The 21,095-nt window shown below is 70.1% G+C and carries 13 protein-coding genes; 7 read left to right on the top strand and 6 right to left on the bottom strand.

Annotated features, from left to right (window positions below):
- Positions 1–25: 25 nt before the first annotated feature.
- Both AB0I77_RS21465 and AB0I77_RS21460 read right to left on the bottom strand, forming a co-directional pair.
- Positions 26–1,330: a sugar ABC transporter substrate-binding protein gene (locus AB0I77_RS21465; protein ID WP_363284229.1), complete on the bottom strand. Its 1,305-nt coding sequence runs from the start codon at positions 1,328–1,330 to the stop codon at positions 26–28.
- A gap of 74 nt (positions 1,331–1,404) precedes the next feature.
- The gene (locus AB0I77_RS21460; RefSeq protein ID WP_363284228.1) at positions 1,405–2,646 is read right to left on the bottom strand and encodes an aminotransferase class V-fold PLP-dependent enzyme; all 1,242 of its coding nucleotides are present in this window, start codon (positions 2,644–2,646) and stop codon (positions 1,405–1,407) included.
- 221 nt (positions 2,647–2,867) lie between these two features.
- Between AB0I77_RS21460 and AB0I77_RS21455 the strand changes: the two genes are divergently transcribed.
- Together AB0I77_RS21455 and AB0I77_RS21450 are read left to right on the top strand one after the other, a co-directional pair.
- Positions 2,868–3,584 carry an FCD domain-containing protein gene (locus AB0I77_RS21455; protein WP_363284227.1) on the top strand — a complete coding sequence of 239 codons (717 nt, stop codon included), beginning with the start codon at positions 2,868–2,870 and terminating at the stop codon, positions 3,582–3,584.
- Entirely contained in the window at positions 3,518–4,015 is a 498-nt protein-coding gene (locus AB0I77_RS21450) for an ATP-binding cassette domain-containing protein (RefSeq protein ID WP_363284226.1), read from the top strand. Before AB0I77_RS21455 ends, AB0I77_RS21450 begins: the two co-directional genes overlap by 67 nt.
- 28 nt (positions 4,016–4,043) lie before the next feature.
- Here AB0I77_RS21450 and AB0I77_RS21445 read toward each other — a convergent pair whose 3' ends face one another.
- A complete protein-coding gene (locus tag AB0I77_RS21445; RefSeq protein ID WP_363284225.1) occupies positions 4,044–6,923 on the bottom strand; it encodes a helix-turn-helix domain-containing protein in 2,880 nt (959 codons plus the stop codon).
- A gap of 167 nt (positions 6,924–7,090) precedes the next feature.
- On the opposite strand from AB0I77_RS21445, the gene AB0I77_RS21440 reads away from it, so the two are divergent.
- The 5 genes from AB0I77_RS21440 to AB0I77_RS21420 all read left to right on the top strand — a co-directional run bounded on the left by AB0I77_RS21440 (position 7,091) and on the right by AB0I77_RS21420 (position 15,268).
- On the top strand, positions 7,091–8,341 hold the full coding sequence (locus tag AB0I77_RS21440; protein ID WP_363284224.1) for a tryptophan dimethylallyltransferase family protein: 1,251 nt from the start codon (positions 7,091–7,093) through the stop codon (positions 8,339–8,341).
- Between the two features lie 58 nt (positions 8,342–8,399).
- Complete coding sequence (locus tag AB0I77_RS21435; protein WP_363284223.1) at positions 8,400–9,770, top strand: tryptophanase; 1,371 nt, start codon at positions 8,400–8,402, stop codon at positions 9,768–9,770.
- A 271-nt stretch (positions 9,771–10,041) separates the two neighbouring features.
- A complete protein-coding gene (locus AB0I77_RS21430; protein ID WP_363284222.1) occupies positions 10,042–11,616 on the top strand; it encodes an APC family permease in 1,575 nt (524 codons plus the stop codon).
- Complete coding sequence (locus AB0I77_RS21425; protein WP_363284221.1) at positions 11,613–13,619, top strand: primary-amine oxidase; 2,007 nt, start codon at positions 11,613–11,615, stop codon at positions 13,617–13,619. The genes AB0I77_RS21430 and AB0I77_RS21425 overlap by 4 nt, the downstream gene beginning before the upstream one ends.
- Positions 13,620–13,771: 152 nt before the next feature.
- Positions 13,772–15,268, top strand: a complete 1,497-nt coding sequence (locus AB0I77_RS21420) for a vanadium-dependent haloperoxidase (RefSeq protein ID WP_363284220.1) — start codon at positions 13,772–13,774, stop codon at positions 15,266–15,268.
- A 159-nt stretch (positions 15,269–15,427) separates the two neighbouring features.
- Here the strand turns inward: AB0I77_RS21420 and AB0I77_RS21415 are convergent, their stop codons facing one another.
- The 3 genes from AB0I77_RS21415 to AB0I77_RS21405 form a co-directional block, all read right to left on the bottom strand.
- Positions 15,428–16,303, bottom strand: a complete 876-nt coding sequence (locus AB0I77_RS21415; RefSeq protein ID WP_363284219.1) for a 3-hydroxybutyryl-CoA dehydrogenase — start codon at positions 16,301–16,303, stop codon at positions 15,428–15,430.
- A 55-nt stretch (positions 16,304–16,358) separates the two neighbouring features.
- Complete coding sequence (gene icmF / locus AB0I77_RS21410) at positions 16,359–19,604, bottom strand: fused isobutyryl-CoA mutase/GTPase IcmF (RefSeq protein ID WP_363284218.1); 3,246 nt, start codon at positions 19,602–19,604, stop codon at positions 16,359–16,361.
- A 172-nt stretch (positions 19,605–19,776) separates the two neighbouring features.
- Complete coding sequence (locus AB0I77_RS21405; protein WP_363284279.1) at positions 19,777–20,997, bottom strand: acyl-CoA dehydrogenase family protein; 1,221 nt, start codon at positions 20,995–20,997, stop codon at positions 19,777–19,779.
- Positions 20,998–21,095 lie beyond the last annotated feature (98 nt).

Raw genomic sequence — 21,095 nt, 5'->3', positions numbered from 1 at the left:
GTCGTTTCGGACGCGGCCGGCATGCCTACTTCTCCTGATCCCACTTCTTGGTCCAGTACGCGTCCCAGCCGGCCAGCAGCGCCTTGGGCGTCGTCTTGCCGAGCACCATCTTCTGCACGTCGGCGTCGGCCATCTGCTGCCACTCGGTCCACCAGGCGACACCGCGCGGCTGGCTGACGTTGAGGTACGTCTCCGGGTGCTCGGTCATGGTGACGTAGCTGGACCAGGGGCCGGTCTTGTAGAACGAGTCCTCGGTGGCCGACTTGAGGATCGGCACCAGGCTGTTCTTCTTGGTGAAGGTCGTCGACGCCTCGCCCTCGGAGAGGAACTCGACCAGCTTGACCGCCTCGGCCTTGTGCTTGCTGCCCTTCGCGATGCCCCATCCGGCGGTGGCCAGCGGCTGGACGGTCCTGCCGCTGGGTCCGGCCACCAGCGGGGCGGTGTCCCACTGGTCCTTCGCGATCGCCTTGGACTGAGAGACGGTGGCGATCACTTCGGGATCCTGGAGCAGGAAGGCCGTGGAGCCGTTGGAGAAGCCCTCGACCATCTCCGGATAGCCCCACGAGACGGAGGACTTCGGGGACGCCTGCTTGAAGAGCTCGAGGTAGGTCTCCATGGCGTTCAGGGCCTCGGGTGCGGAGAAGATCGTGCTGCCGTCCTTCAGCTTGAAGCCGTTGGCGGGGTCGATCCTGTCGGCGACGTACGCCTCGATGACCGCGGTGGCGTTGCCGTTGGCGTTGGCCCCGCCGCGGAAGGCGTACCCGTACCGGCGCTTCGCCGGGTCGTTGATGGCGGAGGCCTGCTTGAGCAGTTCGTCCCAGGTGGCCGGGGGCTTGCCGAAGCCGGCCTCCTTGATCAGGTCGGTGCGGTAGAAGAGGCTCAGGCCGTAGAAGCCGTACGGGACGAAGTAGGTCTCGCCCTTGGCGTCCTCGGAGGCCTTGACGGCGTTCTCCGTCATGGCCTGCCAGCCCTTCCAGCCGGTGAGGTCCTTCTTCATGTCGTGGAGCCAGCCGTTGTTCGACCACGGGCCCACGGTGGTGTCGCGCACCTCCAGGGTGTCGACGCCGCTGCCGGACTGGAGCATCTGCTGGATCTTCTGGTCGGCCTGCTCGGTGGGCGGCGAGATCAGATTGACCTTGATCTTGGGGTTCTGCTTCTCGAATTCCCCTATGAGGTCCTTGAGCAGGTCCGTGCGGGCGGGGTTCGTCAGGCTCTCGACCATGTTGAGGGTGACCGTTCCGTCGCCCCCACCGCCGCTCATGGTGGAACAGCCCGTCAGGACCAACGCGCCGGCCGTGCCTAGAGCGAGAACTGCCGTCCTTCTTCTCATTTTCGCCGACCTCTTCCTGGGATACGGCCGCGCCGGCGGCGGCTTCGGGGACAGGTGTTCGCGGTGCCGCGCCACTACGGCGCGTCGGACTGTTCGCGGGCCGCGCGGGCCCACTCGCCGAGGACGGGGACGCAGGCCTCGGCGAAGTACTCGTAGTCGGCGGCGGTGTTGTAGACGTGCGCGGACAGCCGGAGATAGCCGACGCCGCCGAAGCTGGTGAACGCCGTCTCCACCCCCAGCTCCTGGGCCGCCCGGTCGCGCAGCGCGTCGGCCTCGACACGGCTGGTGGCCAGGCCCGCCGGCAGCCGCACCAGCCGCATGCCGGGGACCGGCATGCCCACGTCGACGGCGCTGGATTCACCGGTCAGTTCGGCGAAGGCGCCGCCGACGACGCGCTCGGCGTAGCCGGCCAGGTCGTCCATGTACTGGCGGGCGGTTCCCCAGCCCCAGGTGCGCTCGATGAAGTCCAGCGCCGTCGGCGCCGCCAGGTAGCCGGTGACGTCCACCGTGCCCTGCTGATCGAAGCGGTCGGGATACGGATCGGCGGCGCCCCACGAGTCGATCAGCGGGTAGAGCCGCTCGCGCAGCGCGCCGCGGGCGACCAATGCGGCGGTGCCGCGCGGTGCGCAGCCCCACTTGTGCAGGTTGCCGACCCAGAAATCGCACGTCACACCGTCGAGTGGGGCGGCGATCAGACCGGGGGCGTGCGCACCGTCCACCAGCAGCGGGATACCGCGCCGCCGGGCCTGAGCGCCGACACGCTCCACCGGCATCCGCCGTGCGGTCGCCGAGGTGATGTGGTCGACGACGACGAGGTCGGTGGCCTCGCTCAACTCGGCGGCCACGGCCTCGTACGCCTGCTCCTCGTCCGCGTCCAGCGGCACCCGCGCGGTGCGGACCCGGCCGCCCCAGCGGCGTGCCAGCCGTTCGGCGCCCATGGTGACGGCGCCGTAGCCGTGATCGGTGACGACGATCTCGCCGCCGCGGCGGCGCGGGAGGCCGGCGTACACGACGCTGGCGCCGGCGCTCGCGTTCGGCACGAGGGCGAGGTCGTCGGGGTCGACCTCCAAAAAGGCGGCGAGCTCGACGCGGGTGGCGGCGATCCGCTGCGGCAGTGCCGGGAACCACACCACCGGGGAACGGTCCATCTCCGCGCGCAGCTGGTTCTGCCGCTCCTGCGCCACCGAAGGAACCGCCCCGAACGAGCCGTGGTTCAGGTGCTTCATGGCGGAGTCCAGCGACCACGCCCGGGCAGCCGGCCGGCCGTCGGCCAGCAGCAGGGGGCGCGGGGCGGTGGTGACCTCGGTCTCGCTCACATCACTCCACATCGGCCGGACCCGAGCACACATAAGTCATCAGATGACTTATGCGGCGCATCTGATGACTCGGCATCCTGGCACCGTGATTTCGGGCCGCACAAGGGTCTTGCAGGGAAAGTCATCAGATGAATCTTGACCGATACACACCAGACATCTGATTACTCGCTACAGTGCGGCGAGGGTCCCGGCGATGTCACCGGCCCGCAGGGGAGGATCGGATGTCCGCAGTCGACAGGGCGTTCCACGGCCTACGTCACATGATCGCGACGGGGCGTCTGGGCGCGGGCGAGCGCATGCCGCCCGAAGGGGAGCTCTGCGAGGAACTCGGCGTCTCGCGCGGGTCGTTGCGCGAAGCCGTGCGGATGCTCGCGGCCCTGGGAGTGATCGAACCGCGCCACGGCTCCGGCACCTACGTCTCTCAGCTCAGGCCGGAGGACCTCATCGGCAGCCTCTCGCTGACCGTCGAACTCCTGCCGTTGCCCGGCCTGTTGGAGGTGTACGAGATCCGGCGGGTGCTGGAGGCCCATGTCGCGGCCCAGGCCGCCGCGCGCCGAACTTCCGAGACGGTACGGACGCTCTTCTCCCTCATCGAGGACATGGGCGCCACCGACGACCCCGCCGAGGCCTCGGACCTCGACCACCGCTTCCACGCGGAGATCGCCCGGGCCGCCGGAAACCCCGCCCTCGCCTCCCTGCTCGCGGTCTTCCGCGCCCGCTCCCGCAAGTACCAGATCTTCACCCTCCCCGAGGGCCCGGAGCTGCGGCGCAAGAGCGACGAGGACCACCGCGTACTGGCCACCGCGATCGCCGACCGCGACCCGGGCGCCGCCGCCGGCGCGGCCGAGGCCCACGTCGCCCAGACGGAGCGGTGGCTGCGCGCCTTCATGCCGCCCGTGGAGGAGGACGGCGACCGGGCCGACGGGGGCCTGGGCTGACGGCGCCACGGGCTGACGGCGCTCGGCCGTCGGCAGGTCGCGCCCTCGGTGTGGATCCGCTCCCCCGCGAGAGTGGATCGAACGGAACAACACGACCGCATCACCAACAGCCCCTAGGTGTGCTGTCCGGCGGGCAGTGGCAGCGTCTGGCCTGTGCGCGGGCCCTGTACAGCAGGGCCGGTCTGCTGATCCTGGACGAGCCGACCAGCCAGATGGACGCCCGGGGCGAGCACAGGATTCTCGAACAGATCAAGGCGATCGGCGGCGGCTGCATCAGGGTCGTGGTGACCCACCAGTTGATCAACACGAAGATCGCCGACCGGATCATCGTGATGGAACACGGCCGCATCGCCGAACACGGCACCTACGACGAACTCGCCGCCGGCGGCGGGCTGTTCGCCGAACTGCTGGCCCTCTCCACCGACCGCTGAGCGCCGAGTACCTCTCCCCCGGGCTGTTTCATGCGCGGTCGGCGCAGGGCGGGCGGTAGTCGACGCCGGGGAAGTGGCGAGACCACTGGGCGCGGCTGATGGTGACGCGGACGTGCGCGCAGACCTGGGCGAGCGCTCTGGACGGGTCGGTGTTCCAGATCTCGACTGTGTGGTCGTTGCTCAGTGTGACGATCGTGCCGTGCGCCGAGAGCGGGAGTACCGCCGCGAGTCCTCCCGAGAGAGCGGTCAGCGAGGCTCGTTCGACGGGGCGCGAACGGTTGGCGGCTTCCCAGAGGCGTACCGTCCCGTCCACGCTCGCCGTGACCACCATGCGGCCGTCGGGGCTGAACTCCACCGAGGTGATCACGTCGGTATGGCCCTCGAGCCGGCCCAGCCGTCGGTGGTGGCGCGGATCGGTCACATCCCACAGGAGCGCCGTGTGGTCGTCGCTGCCGGAGAGGAGGGTACGGCCGTCCCTGCTGTAGGAGAGGGCGTCGACGAAGTTGTCGTGGTCCTCGAGAACGGCGATGGCGGGCGCCTGGCGCGGGTCCGTCACGTCCCACAGGCGGACGCTGCGGTCGTCGGAGCCGGAGGCGAGCGTGGTGCCGTCGGGGCTGAAGGCGACCGGTTTGACGTTGAGGGAGTGGCCGGTCAGTTTGTTCAGGAAGCGGGGGCGGGCCGGGTCGCTCACGTTCCACAGCCGGATGGTGCGGTCGTAGCTGCTGGTGGCGACCGTATGGCCGTCCGGGCTCACGGCCAGCGAGAAGATGAGGTCGGTGTGGTGCGTCCGGGCCCTTGACAGCAGGCGCGGGTTCCCGGGGTCGGTGACGTTCCACAGCCGGATCTCCTTGTCCCGGCCGGCGGCGATCAGTGTGTTCCCGCGGGGGCTGAAGGCCAGCGCGAAGGCGCTGTCGGTGTGGTCGTGCGCGGTGCCCAGACGGACGGGGTGCTGGGGATCCGTCAGGTCCCACAGGCGGAGACTGCCGTCGTCGTGCGCCGTGGCCAGAGTGCGGCCGTCGGAGGTGACGGTCATGGCGTGGACATACCTGTCCAGCGTGCGCGGCAGCGCGCTGAGGAGGCCGTTGCGGGTGGCCTCGTTCGATTCCAACTGGTGTGCGGCCAGCGCGAGCTGGGCGGCGAGCGAACTGTCGCGGGTACGCAGCGCCACCGACTTGTCGACCGCCTTGAGCGCGAGGACGTGGTGGCGCTGCGCGGTGACGATCCGCTGGGAGCGCACGGCGAAGCCGACGGCGGACGCGGCACAGACGAGCAGGACGACGAAGGCCGTGACGAACCGGCGCCGACGGCCGACCCGGTGGCGTACACGCAGTGCCTCCGCCCGCTCCGCGGTCTCGCTCGCGTCGAGGAAGGCACGTTCCCGGGCGGTCAGTGCTTCCTTGGGAAGGTCTTTCACGGCTGCCAGCCGCACTCCGCGGTAGAGGGTGTCGGGATCGCGATTCAGTGACTCCCAGACGGCGGTGGCCTCGGTGAGAGCGCGGTGCAGGCGCAGTTGATCCCGGTTCTCGCTCAACCAGCCGCCCAGGCGTGGCCAGCAGCGGATCAGGGCCTCGTGGGTGATCTCGACGTGATCCCGGTCGACGGTCAGCAGGCGTGCCCGGGTGGCCTGTTCGAGAACCTGCACGGTGTCGGAGGTGTTGTCGAGTTCGTTGCGCGGTACGTGGCGCTTGGTGTCCTCGGTGCCCTCGCCCAGGACGATGAGGCGCAGGAAGAGCCGTCGGGTGATCTCCTGCTGGGTGTCGCTCAGGCCGGAGTGGAAGGCTTCGGCGGTCTGGGCGAGGGCACCCTCGAAACCGCCCGCTGCCTGGAACGCGGCGAGGGTGAGGGCGTTGCCCCGTCGGCGGTGCCAGGTCTCCAGGAGCGCGTGTGAGAGCAGGGGCAGCGCCCCTGGTCGGCCGTGGGCGTCGGCTGTGAGGGCCGCGAGGAGGGCGCCCTCGACGGTCAGCCCGGCGCGGGTGGCGGGCCGGACGATCGCCGCCCGTAGCTCGTCGATGGTCATCGGGCCGACGGGAACATGGGCGTCGGCCAGGGCCTCGACGAGGGTGGGGAGCCGCGTGCAGTGCGTGTAGAAATCGGACCGTACGGCGAGGGCGACCCGGCAGCAACTGTCGGCGGTCTGCGCGGCGTGCAGGAGTGCGGCGACGAAGGCGTCGCGTTCCTCCGCACCGCGGCAGAGAGTGAACAGTTCCTCGAACTGGTCCACGATGACGAGGAGTTCGTCGGCCGGATTCGGTGAGCGGGCCAGAATCTGCCGCACCATACGGTGCAGAGTGCGCGGCTCTGCCGCGAGTTCGGCGCGCAGGGATCCCGGAGTGACGTGAGCGCGGGCCGCCAGCTGGATCGCGCATTCCTCCAATGGACGCGGGCCGGGAGTGAGAGCCAGGGCGGGTGTTCCGGAGAAATGGGGGAGCACGCCGGCGCGCAGCACCGAGGACTTTCCGGATCCCGAAGCTCCGAACAGAACAAGCAATCTCCTTTTATTCAGGTGTTCGACCAGTCTGTTCGTGAGATTCTCACGGCCGAAGAAAGTGTCGGCGTCGGACTGCTGGAAAGCGGCCAGACCGACATAAGGCGGAGAGGCCGGATCCTGGGCCCGGTCCTGAAGGGCGCCGACGGTCCCGACCGCGCATTCGGCCGCCGTCCTGCGCCAGATCAGCTCCCATTCCCGCTCGTCACCGCCGCAGGCGCGGACATAGGCGAGGGTGACGGCCAGCGTGGGCAGTTGACGTCCCGCCGCGGCTCCGGAGAGCGTCGCGATCGAATAGTGCGCCCGCCGCGCGAGGTCCCGGTAGGTGGGACTTCCGGCCTGCTCCCGCACCTTTCGCAATTTCGCGGCGAAATCAAGCAGTGGTCCGCCGTCCGCTTCCAGCGGGCGCTCTCCACGTGGCACCTGTCCGCACCTCCCCCGAGCCAATCGGATTGTTCACCATCCGTTTGTTCAGCGCCAGCGCGCCGATCGTGAACAACCGGAACCGGATACAAACGGTTCAGCTGCGACAAGCACTCCCGGTCGGCGAGCGGGACCGATCGGCGAGAACCACCGAACCGGGAGGACGTATGAACGCGTACACGCGACAGTGCGCCGGACCGCCGGGCGGGGCGGCGGGCACACCGCCCCCGGCCTTCGGCCTGCTGCCGGGAGCCACCGGGGCGGAGGCAAGGACCGCGGAGCGCTCCGAGCCGGAGCGGCTGGGCGAGTTCACCGCCGGGCAGCTGGGACGGCTGTGCGACCTGGTCGGGATCGAAGCCCAGCAGCGGAGCGCCCACCAGCGGGTGCTGTCCGACCTGTTGGGTCCGGCCGCCGCCCGGCCGCTGGCCGACCCCCCACCCTCGCCGTCGTTCGTCTCCGACGATCACACGCCCGTGGAGTTCTCGCTGACCTTCCCTGTCGGCGGCGCTCCCGTGCTGCGGGTGCTGGTCGACCCCGGTTGCGCCGCCCGAGCGCTGCCGGACAACGCCCGGACGGCATGGGCGGCCGTGGGGCGTCTGGCAGCGCAATGGGGGTTTCGCCTCGACGAGTTGACGCGCGTGAACGACCTCTTCCTCCCCCCGGTGCCGCACGGGCCGCTGGCCCTGTGGAGCGCCCTGGAACTGCGGCCGAGCGCCCCACCGGGCCTCAAGCTGTACCTCAACGCAGGCTCGCGGGGCGCCGAGCGGAGCATGGAGACCGTCGGCGAGGCCATGACCAGGCTTGGCCACGGACAGGCGTTCGAGCCCGTGCGGTGCTACCTGAAGCCCCGCTTCCCCGAGCGGGCCACCTTCATGTTCTTCGCCCTGGACGTGGGCCCGTGGGCCGAGCCGCGGGTGAAGGTCTACGTCGTCCACCACCACGCCACGGTCGCCGACGCGGCGGACGCTGCCCGCCTCGTGCCGGGGGCGTGTCCGCAGCGCGTGGCGGAGGTGTGCCGCCAGATCGGCGGGGACGACTCCTTCAGCCGGCTCCCCCTCATCTCCTGCTACTCGTTCACCGGCGCGGACGCCGGCCGCCCCACCGGCCACAGCATCTATGTCCCCGTCCGCGCCTACGTCCGCGACGACCTGGCGGCCCGCGACCACGCCGTGCGACTCCTGCGGCGGTACGGCATCCCCAGCGCTCCGCTCGACCGCGCCCTCGCCACACTCACCGCCAGGCCTCTGAGCGCGGGCGTGGGGCTCATCCCGTACCTGAGTCTTGTCCAGGCGAGCCGGCAGGCACCGCGGATCACCGCCTACCTCTCCGCCGAGGCGTACCGCGTCTTCCCGCCACGAGAGGACGCCGGATCCGGAAGTCCGGCCGATGACCGCCGCGCCGCAGACCGCGCCGGCTGAGCCCGCACCAGCCCGGCCGGCCCGTCGGCCGGCGGATGCCCCGAAAGGAGAACCGACCGTGGAACCGTACCGGATCAAGGTGGTCGAGCCGATCCCCGTCACCACCCGCGAGCAGCGGCAGGCCGCCCTCGCCCGCGTCCACTACAACCTCTTCGACCTGCGGGCCGACGAGGTCAGCGTCGACCTGCTCACCGACTCGGGGACGGGCGCCCTGTCCGCCGCCCAACTGGCCGCCGGGATGGCGGGCGACGAGTCGTACGCCGGGTCGCGCTCCTTCCACCGCTTCCACCACACCGTCCGGGAGCTGACCGGCTACAAGCACATCCTGCCGGTGCACCAAGGACGGGCGGCCGAACGGCTGCTGGCCTCGACGCTCCTCGGCCCCGGCAGGATCTTCCTGAGCAACACGCACTTCGACACGCTGCGGGCCAACGTCGCACTGAACGGGGGCGAGGCCTGGGACCTGCCCTGCCCCGAGGCCCGGGACCTGGACAGCGCGGAGCCGTTCAAGGGGAACATCGACACCGCTCGCCTGAAGGCCGTCCTGGACGGGCCGGACGGCTCCCGCGTCGCCGCGGTGATCATGACGCTCACCAACAACGGGGGCGGGGGCCAGCCGGTGTCCATGGCCAACCTGACGCTGACCTCGTCGCTCTGCCGGGAGCGCGGCGTGCCCCTGCTCCTGGACGCGGCACGGTTCGCGGAGAACGCCTGGCTGGTCACCCAGCGGGAGGCCGCGTACCGCGACCACAGCCCGCGGCAGGTCGCCGAGGAAGCGTTCAGGCTCGCCGACGGCTGCGCGATGAGCGCGAAGAAGGACGGCATCGCCCACATCGGCGGCTTCCTCGGCCTGCACGACACCGGACTCGCCCGGCGCTGCGAACTGCTGCTCATCGCCACGGAAGGCTTCCCCACGTACGGCGGACTGGCCGGACGCGACCTGGACATGGTCGCCCAGGGCCTGACCGAAGTCACCGATCCGCAATACCTGCGCGCGCGGGCCGAGGACACCGCGTACCTGGCGGACCTGGTGCGCTCGGCGGGCGTCGACATCGTCGAGCCGCCGGGGGTGCACGCGCTCTACCTCAACGCGGGCCGTCTGCTGTCGCACATCCCGCCGCACCAGTTTCCCGGCCAGGCACTGGCCTGCCAGTTGTATCTGGAGGGCGGCATCCGCTGCGTGGAGCTCGGCTCCCTCTACCTGGGCACTGAGGACGAGCACGGCGCTCCGCTCACCAGCGCGCCGTACGAGCTGGTGCGACTGGCGGTGCCGCGCAGGACGTACACCCGCGGCCACTGGGACCACGTCGGGCGGACGCTGGTCCGCACGGTGCGTGACGCCCACCTGATTCCCGGCCTGCGCATCACCGAACAGCCCGCCTTCCTACGGCAGTTCCGGTGCAAGCTCGCACCGGTCGCTCGTCCATGAGCGGCTCGTAGGCGGGTCCGGCGTAGTCGTAGAAGTCGCGCACGCGCTGCTCGGCAGCGGAGTGGGCGGGGCCACCGTGCACATGGCCGCGTTCACCCTGAACCTTGCCCGTCCCCCCATGCAGGAAGGACCCCGTGACCGCACCGTGGCCGGCCCCGCCGAACCGGGCTCACGTATTTACCGGGCGGCAATTGCGGAGCAACGATCTGTCCCTACCGTCCCGGCCACCAGGTGTGATGGTTCCCCCACCCGATCCACAGCGAGGCCTGCCGTGACCGACACCCCCGTCTCCACCAGCCCGCTCCCCGCTCCCAGCGTGCCCTCCGAGCCACAGCACGGCCGTCTGGACTCCAGTGCCCTCGGCCTGCGGTCCGTACTGTTCTGCATCGTGACCGGTGCGGCGCCGATGACCGCCATGCTGTTCAACGTCCCCGTGGCCGTGATGGGCGGCGGATACGCGGCACCGGCCGCGTTCCTGCTGGCCACCGTGGCCCTGACCGTCTTCTCGGTCGGCTATATCGCGATGAGCCGCCGGGTGACGTCCACCGGCGGTTTCTACACCTTCATCAGCCGTGGTCTGGGCCGGATCACCGGTGTCGGCTCAGGCGTGCTCATCGCCCTGTGCTACATCGTCTTCTCCGCCGCCGTCATCGGCGTGATGGGCTACTTCGCCGCGACCAGCGTGGAGGAGTGGACCGGATGGTCCATCCCGGTGGCGGTCTACATGTTCGGCGGGCTCGCGGTGATGAGCCTGCTCGCCTGGTTCCACATCGAGCTGACCGCCAAGGTCCTCGGCGTCCTGCTCGTGTCGGAGGTGCTGGTCCTGCTGGTGCTGGGGGCGGGCGTTCTCTTCGAAGGCGGGGCCCACGGCTTCTCGGCGGCCCCGATGAACCCGGCCGAGCTGTTCGGCAACGACGACGCGACCAAGGTCTTCGGCTCGGCGGCCGCCGGCGTGGCGCTCTTCGCCGCCTTCTGGTCCTGGGTCGGCTTCGAGATGGCGCCCAACTACGCCGAGGAGTCCCGCGACCCGCACAAGATCGCGGCGCTCGCGACCTACGGCTCCGTGATCGGCCTCGGCGTGTTCTACATGTTCGTGTCCTACATGTTCGTCACCGGATGGGGTCTGCCGGAGTCGGTGCAGGCGGTGAAGGACCAGTTCGAGGGCAAGTTCGCCTCGGCCTTCTACCCGCTGTCGGACCGTTACGTCGGCTCGCCGCTGACCACCGCCATGGAAGTGCTCGCGATCACCAGCTCCTTCGCCTGCGCCATGGCCTTCTACAACACCGGTGCGCGCTATCTGTTCTCGCTCGGCCGGGAAGGGGTCCTGCCGTCCGTCCTGGCCCGCACCTCGCGCCGGCACAGCCCCATCGTGGCGTCCATGACCGTGACCGGCGCGCTGGCGCTGTACGTGCTGGGATTCGTGCTCTACGACTCCAGCGCCGAGGGCGCGCTGCTGAAGCTCGGCACCTGGTCGCCGCTGCTCGGCGTGCTGGGCATCCTGGGTGTGCAGGCCCTGGCCTCGGCGGCGATCATCCGCTACTTCCTCACCACCGCGCGGGACGGCTTCCACTGGTTCACCACGCTGGTCGCCCCCGTCATCGGCGGAGCGGCCATGGTCGGCGCCTGCTATCTGCTGGTGGACAACCGGACCGTGCTGGCCGCCGCCGACGTCCCCTTCATCACCTACCTGCCGTGGATCGTGCTGGCCATGTTCCTGGCCGGCGTCGTCATCGCCGTCGTACTGCGCTCGCGCAGTCCCGAGAAGTACGCGGCACTCGGCCACTTCACGCTCGCCGATCCCGACCCGGACGGCCCCGCGAACGAGCCGGCGGCGGTCGCCTCATGACCACGACCGCCGCCGCCACCGGTCCCGGCGAAACCACCGGCCCCGAAGGCCCCGCACACCCCCTCGAACCCCTGACGGCGTCGGAGATCGCGGCCGCCGCCGAACTGCTCCGCGAGGCCAGGGGGCTCACCCCGGCCGCGCGCTTCGTCTTCGTCACGCTGCACGAGCCGCCCAAGGCGCAGGTGCTCGCCTGGCGGCCCGGCTCGGGCGAACCGCCGCTGCCGCGTGCGGCGTTCGTCCTGCTCTACGACCGCGGTGAGCGCCGCACCTACGAAGCGGTGCTGTCGCTCACCACGCGCGAGGTCCTGTCGTGGCGGCACATCGAGGGCGTCCAACCCCCGATCATGGACGAGGAGTTCAACGCCTGCGAGGACATCGTGCGCGCGGATCCGCGGTGGCGGGAGGCGATGCGCCGCCGCGGTGTCGAGGACTTCTCCCTGGCGATGGTCGACCCCTGGGCGGCGAGCTGGACCGGCGCCCAGGACGACCCGTCGGCCCGCCGGATCGCCCGCCCGCTCACCTGGGTCCGCTCGGCACCCGGCGAGCACGGCTACGCCCGCCCCGTCGAGGGCCTGGTGGTGGTCGTGGACCTGGACGAGCGCAAGGTCGTCGAGGTCGAGGACCACGGCGTCGTACCGTTCCCGCCCCGGCCCGGCAACTATGAGCCGGAGTTCCAGTTCGCCGAGGACAATGTCCCCGCCTTCCCGGCATACCGCGACGACGTGAAGCCCATCGAGATCACCCAGCCGGACGGCCCCAGCTTCACCGTCGACGGACACGAGGTGCGCTGGCAGAAGTGGCGGCTGCGGATCGGCTTCACACCGCGCGAGGGCCTGGTGCTGCACCAGGTCGGCTACGACGACCGGGGCACGCTGCGCCCGGTGCTCTACCGCGCCTCCCTGTCGGAGATGTACGTCCCCTACGGCGACCCGGCGCCGACCCACCGCTTCAAGAACGTCTTCGACCAGGGCGAGTACGGCGTCGGCTGGCTGGCCAACTCCCTCACCCTCGGCTGCGACTGCGTCGGGCACATCCATTACTTCGACGGGGTGGTGAACGACCAGGACGGCGCCCCGGTCACCATCCCCAACGCCGTGTGCATGCACGAGGAGGACGCCGGAATCGCCTGGAAGCACACCGACTTCCGCACCGGCGCCGTACAGGTGCGGCGCAGGCGGCGCCTGGTCATCTCCATGATCGCGACGGTCGGCAACTACGAGTACGGGTACTTCTGGTACCTCTACAACGACGGCACCATCGAGTACGAGGTCAAGCTCACCGGCGTCATCTCCACCGGCGCGCTCCCCCTCGGCGAGAAGCCCCGGCACGGCACGCTCGTGGCCCCCGGTCTCTACGGGCCGCACCACCAGCACTTCTTCTGCGTACGACTCGACATGAGCGTCGACGGCACGGCGAACACGGTCGTCGAGATCGACTCGGTGCCCAGCCCCGCGGGGCCGGAGAATCCGCACAACAACGCCTGGGAGACCCGGCGGAGGGCCCTGGCGCGGGAGTCGACGGCCCAGCGGCGGATCAACCCGATGAAGGCGCGGTACTGGAAGATCGAGAACCCGGGGAAGCTCTCCGGGCTGGGCGATCCGGTGGCGTACACACTGATGCCGGGATCCAACACCGTGCCGATGTACCCGCCGGAGGCGCTGTACGGCCCTCGTGCCGGATTCACCGACAACCACCTGTGGGTCACCGCCTACGACCCCGCCGAGCGCTTCGCCGCCGGTGACTACCCGAACCAGCACCCGGGTGGCGAAGGACTGCCCGCCTACGCGGCCGCCGACCGTCCGCTGGAGGACACCGACGTGGTGGTCTGGTACACCTTCGGCGCCCACCATGTGGTGCGCCCGGAGGACTGGCCGGTCATGCCGGTCACCACCATCGGCTTCATGCTCAAACCGAGCGGCTTCTTCGACGGCAACCCGGCCCTCGACCTCCCGCCGAGCCAGAGCGGTCACTGTCACCCGGAGGATGCCGCGCCGCACTGCTGACACGGCATCCTCTCCGATGCGGAATCCCGTACCGCATATGTGCAGATTCTCGCGATTGCCGGTTTTCTCGCAACGGTCGCAGGCGGCCGTGCGTCTCAGGAGTCACAGAGCGAGATCCAGGCACAACTCACGGGGGAATACGGGGGATTCGTATGAGTGATCGTCGTTTTGCCGCGCGTGACGCGAGGATCCGGGCCGCCGAGGCCGAGTTCCAGCGTCACGTACCGGTCCACACCGCAAACGGGGAGGAGACCGACCACCCCTTCGTCTGCACCTACTCCAAGGCATTACCGCACAACAAGTTCGGAGAGGTCGAACCGGCCGCCTACAACCTGCTGCGCCGGGCGCTGGCCACCGGCAGCTACGAGGACTTCGAGCGGATCCCGCTCGGAGACACCCGCAAACTGGTCAACCCGCAGGCCGGGCTGGCCTTCGCACCGTCGGGCCCCGACCCGCAGGCCCTGTCCATCCCGCCGGCGCCGCGTATCGACAGCGCGCAGCACTCCGCCGAGGCCGTCGAGCTGTACTGGATGGCGCTGTGCCGTGATGTGCTCTTCACACGGTTCGACGACAGCGAGGTGGTCGCCGAGGCGGCCACCGAGCTGAGCGGGCTGACGGACTTCCGGGCACCCAAGCAGGGCGACCGGGTGACTCCGCAGACGATCTTCCGCGGAGACACCCGGGGCGACCTGACCGGGCCGTACCTCTCGCAGTTCCTGCTCCAGGACATCCCGTACGGCACCCTGCTGATCCCGCAGCGGCAGGACACCCTGGTCCGCCCGGTCGACCACCTCACCACCTGGGGCGACTGGCTGGAGGTGCAGAACGGCTCCGAACCCGAGCCGGAGGAGCGGGACTTCGCGAAGCGGCGGTACATTCAGACGCCGCGCGACCTGGCGCACTACGTGCACTTCGACGCGCTGTACCAGGCCTACCTCAACGCCGCCCTCATCCTGCTGGGCCAGAACGCGCCGGTGGACCCGGGCAATCCGTACAACTTCTCCGGCAACCAGATCGGCTTCGGGACGTACGGCGGCCCGCACATCCTCTCGCTCGTCACCGAGGTGGCCACCCGTGCCCTGAAGGCGGCGTGGTTCCAGAAGTGGTACGTCCACCGGCGGTTGCGGCCGGAGGAGTTCGGCGGCCGGGTCCACCAGCACAAGCGCGGGCTGCGTGAGTATCCGATCGACGGCGAGGTGCTGGACTCCATCGCCGTCAAGCAGGTCTTCGGCAAGTACGGCAGCTACCTGCTGCCGCAGGCGTTCCCCGAGGGCAGCCCGACCCACCCTTCCTACGGCTCCGGGCACGCCACCGTGGCGGGGGCGTGCGTGACCATCCTCAAGGCGTGGTTCGACGAGTCGCACATCCTGCCCAACCCGGTCGTGCCCACGACCGACGGCACCGCCCTGGAGCCGTACACCGGCCCGGACGCCGACCGACTCACGGTGGGCGGCGAGCTCAACAAGGTCGCCGCCAACATCGCCAGCGGCCGCAACATGGCGGGCGTGCACTGGCGCACCGACTTCACCCAGGCAGTACTGCTGGGTGAGGAGATCGCCATCAGCGTTCTGCGCGAGGCCAAGGAGGCGGCCCTGGAGAACGCGGTCCTCACCCTCAACCGCTTCGACGGCACCACCATCGCCGTCTGACCTCTCGTCCGGCCCGTCGGCCGACCGGGTGCGGTGTCCGTACCAGGTGACCGGCGGGCCTTCAGGCTCCCGCCGCTGGGGGCCGCGCTTCCCATCGGCCTATGAACAGATCGCCTTCCCGAAGGCCGAGCGGCCTTCGGGCACCAAGGAAATTCATCCTCACCCTCGCGCGGTGTGGTCGTAGAACCCTTGGCCGCTCTTGCGGCCCAGGCGGCCGGCGGCGACCATGCGGCGCAGCAGCGCGGGAGGGGCGTAGAGAGGTTCCTTGAACTCCTCGTACATCGACTCCGCGACCGCCTGTGCGGTGTCGAGGCCGATGAGGTCGAGCAGGCGCAGCGGGCCCATGGGGTGGGCGCAGCCCAGTTCCATGCCGCGGTCGATGTCCTGAGGCGTCGCGGATCCGGCCTCCACCATGCGGACCGCGGCGAGCAGATAGGGCACGAGGAGCGCGTTGACCACGAAGCCGGATCGGTCGGTCGCCTCGACGACCTCCTTGCCCAGGGCTTCGGAGGCGAAGGCTCGGGCCCGTGCCAGGGTGTCGGGACTTGTCGTGAGGGCCGGGATGATCTCGACCAGGGCCTGCACGGGTACGGGGTTGAAGAAGTGGATGCCCAGGACATGGGTGGGCCGCTGGGTCGCCACCGCGAGGTCGACGATGGGGATCGACGAGGTGTTGGTGGCCAGAATGGCGTCGGGGTCGGTGACGACCTCGTCCAGGGTCTTCAGGACACCGGTCTTCAGGTCACGGTTCTCGGCGACGGCCTCGATCACGAACTGGCGGTCGGCCATGGCCTTGAGGTCGTCGGTGAAGGTCAGGCGGGCGCGCGCACCGTCCCGCGCCCCCTCGCTGATCTTGCCGCGGCGCAGCGCGCGGTCGAGGGAGGCCTCGACGCGTCGGCGGCCGGCCTCGGCGGCTTCGGACGACGACTCGGCGACCAGTACGTCGATGCCGCTGCCGCTGAGGGCGGCGACTTCCGCGATGCCGGAGCCCATGAGACCGCAGCCGACGACACCGAGACGCGAGACAGATTCCATGCGGGTGGCCCTTTGCGTGAAGCGGAGAGTGGACAGGCCTGTGCTCAGGCCCTGTTCAGACGTTGCGGCGGTACTCGCCGCCGACTTCGAAGAACGCCTCGGTGATCTGCTGGAGTGAGCAGACCCGGGCGGCGTCCATCAGCACGGCGAAGGCGTTCTCGCCGCTGGTGGCGGCGCGCTTGAGTTCGGTGAGGGCGGCTTCCGCCTCCGTGCGATGGCTGCTGCGGAAGTCCTCGACCCGGGCGAGCTGGGACTGCTTCTCCCCCTCAGTGGCGCGGGCCAGTTCCACTGTCCCGTGCTCGCTGTCACCGCCGGGCTTGCGGAAGGTGTTGACGCCGATGATGGGCAGCGTGCCGTCGTGCTTGCGCTGCTCGTAGATCATCGACTCGTCCTGGATACGGCCGCGCTGGTAGCCGGTCTCCATGGCGCCGAGGACTCCGCCGCGTTCGCTGATCCGCTCGAACTCGGTGAGTACGGCTTCTTCGACGAGGTCGGTGAGTTCGTCGATGATGTACGAGCCCTGGAGCGGGTTCTCGTTCATCGCCAGGCCCCACTCGCGGTTGATGATCAGCTGGATGGCGAGGGCCCGGCGGACGGAGTCCTCGGTGGGGGTGGTGACGGCCTCGTCGTAGGCGTTGGTGTGCAGGCTGTTGCAGTTGTCGTAGATCGCGATGAGCGCCTGAAGGGTGGTGCGGATGTCGTTGAAGTCCATCTCCTGGGCGTGCAGGGAGCGGCCCGAGGTCTGGACGTGGTACTTGAGCTTCTGGCTGCGCTCCCCCGCCCCGTACTTCTCGCGCATGGCGACCGCCCAGATGCGGCGGGCGACCCGGCCGAGGACGGTGTACTCGGGGTCCATGCCGTTGGAGAAGAAGAAGGACAGGTTGGGCGCGAAGTCGTCGACGGACATGCCGCGGGCGAGGTACGCCTCGACGTAGGTGAAGCCGTTGGTGAGGGTGAAGGCGAGCTGGCTGATGGGGTTCGCGCCGGCCTCGGCTATGTGGTAGCCGGAGATGGACACCGAGTAGAAGTTGCGCACTCCCTGCTCGATGAACCACTCCTGGATGTCCGCCATCATCCGCAGGCTGAACTCCGTGGAGAACAGGCAGGTGTTCTGGCCCTGGTCCTCCTTGAGGATGTCGGCCTGGACCGTGCCCCGGGTGTTCTGGAGGACGTAGGACCTGATCTCCCGGCTCTCCTCGGCGGTCGGTTCGCGGCCGTGTTCGGCGGTGAAGGCGTCGAGCCGCTGGTCGATGGCCGTGTTGAGGAAGAAGGCCAGCACGGTCGGGGCCGGGCCGTTGATGGTCATGGAGACCGAGGTGGTGGGGGCGGTGAGGTCGAAGCCCGCGTAGAGCGCCTTCATGTCGTCGAGGGTGGCCACGGAGACGCCCGAGGTGCCGACCTTGCCGTAGATGTCGGGGCGCAGGGCCGGGTCGTGGCCGTAGAGGGTGACGGAGTCGAAGGCGGTGGACAGCCGGGTGGCCTCACTGTCCTTGGACAGATAGCGGAAGCGGCGGTTGGTGCGCTGCGGGTCGCCCTCGCCGGCGAACATCCGGGCCGGGTCCTCGCCCTCGCGCTTGAACGGGAACACGCCGGCGGTGAAGGGGAAGCGGCCGGGCAGGTTCTCCGCGCGCAGGAAGCGCAGGAGTTCGCCGTGGTCGGTGTAGCGGGGCAGGGCGACCCGGGGAACGAGGTTGCCGGACAGGGACTCGCGGACCAGGGCGGTGCGCTGCTCGCGGCCTCGGGTGACGGTCACCAGTTCCTCGCCCGAGTACTCCTGTACGGTCTTCGGCCAGTCCGTGAGGAGGTTCCGCGCTGACGTGTCGAGGCCTTCCTCGGCGTCGGCCAGCAGTTTCTCGACGTCGGCGGTGGGTGCTTCGACCGCGGCCAGTTCGTCCCGTACGGCACTCAGGCGCTGGATGCGCCGTGCCGCCTCGGCCTGGGTGGCGGTGTCGGCGTGGTAGCCGCGTACGGTCTCGGCGATCTCGGCGAGGTAGCGCACCCGGGTGGTGGGCACGATCTGCGCGGCGCCGCTGGAATGGCGTACGTCGGTGGCCGGGAGGGTGCCGGGGGCGGCCGGGAGGCCGTGTTCGGTGAGCAGGCCGAGGAGGTGCTGGTAGAGGGCGGTGACGCCGTCGTCGTTGAAGGTGGCGGCGCTGGTGCCGTAGACCGGCATGTCCTCGGGCCGGGAGCCGAACGCCTCGCGGTTGCGGACCAGTTGGCGGCCGACGTCGCGCATCGCGTCCGCCGCGCCGCGCCGTTCGAACTTGTTGATGGCGACGACGTCGGCGAAGTCCAGCATGTCGATCTTCTCGAGCTGGGAGGCGGCGCCGAACTCGGGTGTCATGACGTACAGCGAGACGTCGGAGTACGGGGCGATGGCGGCGTCGCCCTGCCCGATGCCGGGGGTCTCCACGATCACCAGGTCGTATCCGGCGGCCTTGCAGGCGGCTATGGAGTCGGTGAGGCCTTCGGGGAGTTCGTGGTGGCCGCGGGTGGCCAGGGACCGGAAGAAGACGCGGTCGCCGTCCAGGCTGTTCATCCGGATCCGGTCGCCGAGCAGGGCTCCGCCGCCGCGCCGCCGGGTCGGGTCGACGGCGAGGACGGCCACGCGCAGCTTGTCCTGCTGGTCGACGCGCAGTCGCCGTACGAGCTCGTCGGTGAGGGAGGACTTGCCCGCGCCGCCGGTGCCGGTGATGCCGAGGACGGGTACGGAGCGGGCGGCCGCGGCGCGGCGGAGCGCGTCGAGGTCCTCGTCCGGGACGGTGGCCGTCTGCAGGGCGCTGAGCAGCCGGGCGAGGGCGGGGCGTTCGCCGGCGAGTACGGCGGTGAGCTGGGCGGGGGTGTCCTGCCAGGGGGCTGTGTCGCACTCCCTGATGATGGTGTTGATCATGCCGGTGAGGCCCAGGCGCTGCCCGTCCTCCGGGGAGAAGATCCGCACTCCGGCGTCGGAGAGCCGCTGGATCTCCTCGGGGACGATCACCCCTCCCCCGCCGCCGAAGACCTTCACATGACCGGCGCCGCGTTCGCGGAGCAGTTCGGCGAGGTATTCGAAGTACTCGACGTGACCGCCCTGGTAGGAGCTGACGGCCACGCCCTGGACGTCCTCCTCCAGGGCGGCGTCGACGACCTCGCCCACCGAGCGGTTGTGGCCGAGGTGGATGACCTCGGCCCCCTGCGACTGGAGGATGCGCCGCATGATGTTGATCGAGGCGTCGTGGCCGTCGAAGAGGCTGGACGCGGTGACGAGGCGCACCGGGTGCTGCGCTTGGTGAAGCTGCGGTGTGCTGGTGCCATCGCTCACGGTGTACTCCGGACGGGCTGCCCGTGGAGACGGGCGACGGGTGGGGGCGGGGTCAGGTTACTAGGACGTCCTAGTAATTTGCTAGGACGCCCTAGTAAATCGGTGGCTTCTCTCATCGACTGGCTGTATCCAATGACAAGAAACTAGGGCAGGACGGACTGCCGACGCTCCGTCAGGAGGCGGCGGTTCCGGTCTGACGCGGCTGCCGGTACGGCTTCACCGCGCGGCGCGCGATGGCGAAGCGATGGGTCTCGGACGGGCCGTCATAGATCCGGAACGGCCGCACCTCACGGATCAGGCGCGCCAGCGGGGCGTCCTCGGCCGAGATGCCGAGCGCGCCGCAGATCTGCACCGCCCGGTCGACGATGCGGCCCACCGCCTCCGCCACGAAGACCTTGGACACCGAGGAGAACTGCGCGGCGCTCGCGGTGCCGTTGTCCAACTCCCAGGCGGTACGCAGGATCAGTGCGCGGCTCGCCTCGATGTCGATCTCGGAGTCGGCCAGCATCTGCTGCACCATGCCGAGGTCCCCCAGCAGCGAGCCGAAGGCCTCGCGGGTCCCGGCGCGCTCCAGGGCGACGTCCCGGGCGCGGGTCGCGGCGCCCAGCCAGCGCATGCAGTGCGTGAGCCGGGCGGGGCCGAGGCGGACCTGGGCGTTCTCGAAACCCCGGTGCACCTGACCGAGGACCTGGTCCTCGCCCACCAGGCATTCCTCGAACACGATCTCGCTGTGCCCGGCGAAGAGGCTCTCGTCCAGCGTGTCGATGTTCCGGACGATGCGCATACCCGGGTTGCCGGCGTCGACGAGGAACATCGTGGCGCCGCCCGAGCCGCCGGGGCTGCCGTCGGTGCGGGCCATCACGATGGCGAAGTCGGCACCGTTGGCCCCGGTGATGAACCACTTGCGCCCGTCGATGCGCCAGCCGCCGGGAACCCGTACGGCCGTGGTCCGCAGCGCGCGGGGGTCACTGCCGGCGCCCGGCGCCGGTTCGGTCATCGCGAAGCAGGAGCGGTACTCGCCGGCGGCCAGCGGGCGCAGATAGCGCGCCTGCTGCTCCTCGGTGGCCACCTTCTCGAGCAGGTGCATGTTGCCCTCGTCCGGGGACGCGCAGTTCAGCGCCAGCGGGCCGAGCACGGAGTAGCCGGCGGCTTCGAACACCACCGCCTGTCCGCGCAGGTCGAGCCCGTGTCCGCCCCACCGCTTCGGGACGTGCGGCGCGAACACGCCCGCCTCGCGGGCCCCTTTCTGCAAGGTCTCCCGCAGGGCCTGCGGTGCGTCGTGGACGGACCCGCCGCACTCACGCTCGGCCGGGATCACCACCTCGCGGACGAACTCGGCGGTGGCCTCGGCAAGCCGGGCGACTGACGGATCGACATCGAACTGGATCGGCATGGTTCCTCCCGCCGACAGGCGTACGGGCGCCAGTGCCCGTCGCATCGCCGAAACTGTACAACGGGTCAAGTATCTAGCCCACCAGCTCGACCGAGAAT

This window comes from Streptomyces sp. NPDC050619 (genome assembly GCF_040654815.1).
Lineage (GTDB): Bacteria > Actinomycetota > Actinomycetes > Streptomycetales > Streptomycetaceae > Streptomyces.
The sequence above is the reverse complement of the archived record's forward strand: the minus strand, read 5'-3'. Positions and strand labels throughout refer to the sequence as shown.